A 593-nucleotide genomic window follows, 5' to 3' on the forward strand; every position below is an offset into this window, starting at 1 on the left:
CCAGCGCAACGTAGGCCGACCTCTTACTGTGCAACGGGTCCGAATCAGGTCTGGTCTTGGGATATCACTTTTCTACGCTCGCCGGTGCGTGGCCARTTCTTTTACCTGTATCTGGTTATAGATATATACAGTCGTATGATTGTTACCTGGGAGGTTCATGAAAATGAATCGGCAGAACACGCCTCGAAAATGATCACCAAAGCGTGTCTGCGCCATGGTATTTCAGCCCTGGAGAGGCCGTTGGTCTTACATTCAGACAATGGCAGTGCCATGAAAGGCGGCACCATGCTGTCTACCTTGCAGAGCCTTGGTGTAGTGAGCTCCTTCAGTCGGCCGAGAGTCAGTGATGATAACCCTTACGCTGAAGCGATATTCAGAACACTGAAGTACCGGCCTGGTTACCCTTCCAAGCCGTTTACTGATCTCAAAGCGGCTCGTACTTGGGTGCTTGGGTTTACCCAATGGTACAACGAAGATCACCGACACAGCGGGATCAAGTTCTTAACACCGGGGCAGAGGCACCGAGGGGAGACAAAGACTCTCATGGATAACAGGAAAGTGGTTTATGCGCTGGCGAAGAAACGTCATCCCGA

1 protein-coding gene is annotated in these 593 nt (G+C 51.4%); it reads left to right on the forward strand.

The annotated features are described in order from the left end of the window. Positions 1–84 precede the first annotated feature (84 nt). A partial coding sequence (locus AKL11_RS22605) for a DDE-type integrase/transposase/recombinase (RefSeq protein ID WP_253705284.1) occupies positions 85–593 on the forward strand: 509 nt, incomplete at its 3' end.

The organism is Endozoicomonas ascidiicola (assembly GCF_001646945.1).
Taxonomy (GTDB): domain Bacteria; phylum Pseudomonadota; class Gammaproteobacteria; order Pseudomonadales; family Endozoicomonadaceae; genus Endozoicomonas; species Endozoicomonas ascidiicola.